At 51.8% G+C, this 942-nt stretch carries 2 protein-coding genes; both read left to right on the top strand.

Annotated elements, in window-relative coordinates; genetic code table 11:
- The coding region (locus DW033_RS24295; RefSeq protein WP_305036342.1) for a UDP binding domain-containing protein at positions 1-305 on the top strand (305 nt) is incomplete at its 5' end.
- Positions 306-334: 29 nt separating this feature from the next.
- Positions 335-942, top strand: a 608-nt coding sequence (gene wecB, locus DW033_RS24300; RefSeq protein WP_122383253.1) for a non-hydrolyzing UDP-N-acetylglucosamine 2-epimerase, incomplete at its 3' end; no start/stop codon positions are given.

Raw genomic sequence — 942 nt, forward strand, 5'->3', positions numbered from 1 at the left:
TGAAGCATGGGCGTAAGCCGGCGGTGGCAATGATGGGCTTGGCTTTCAAGCCTGATATCGATGACTTGCGCGAGTCTCCGGCCAAGGGAATAACGACGAAGGTGTTGCAATCGTGCAACAACGCTGATATCATGGTGGTGGAGCCGAACGTTTCGGAGCATAAGCTGTTTAAGTTGACCCCTTATAAGGAGGCATACGAGAAGGCGGATATAGTGGTTTTCTTGGTGAATCATAGGGAGTTTGCGGGGTTGAATTATCGGGATGACGTGGAGGTGCTGGACTTTTGCGGGACATTCAAGAAATAATCGTTCGCTAAATAGAAGAATACGCAGTAATGAGAAAAATAATGTTAGTATTCGGGACCCGTCCCGAGGCGATCAAGATGGCTCCGCTGGTGAAGGAGTTCCAGAAACATCCGGAGTCGTTCGAGACCATCGTGTGCGTTACCGGACAGCATCGGGAAATGTTGGATCAAGTGTTAAAATTGTTCGAGATCACGCCGGATTATGATTTGAATATCATGAGGCAGGGTCAGGACTTATATGACGTGACCGCCCGTGTCCTTACCGGTATGCGTGACGTGTTGCGTGAGGCGACACCCGATGTCGTGCTGGTGCATGGGGATACCACCACGAGCACGGCGGCCGCCTTGGCCGCTTTCTACCAACAGATACCTGTAGGTCATATAGAGGCCGGCCTTCGTACCCACAATATCTATAGCCCGTGGCCGGAGGAGATGAACCGGCAGATTACGGGGCGTATCGCCACGTATAATTTCGCACCCACGCGGTTGAGCAAGCAAAACTTGATGCGAGAGGACGTGAATCCGGACTCAATCTTGGTTACCGGCAATACGGTGATAGACGCCTTACGGCAAGTGGTGACTAAGATAAAGACGGACGCTGAGCTGGACAAGGAGCTGGAAGGCGTGCTTTTACGTTC

Source organism: Parabacteroides sp. AF39-10AC (genome assembly GCF_003635405.1).
Taxonomy (GTDB): domain Bacteria; phylum Bacteroidota; class Bacteroidia; order Bacteroidales; family Tannerellaceae; genus Parabacteroides; species Parabacteroides distasonis.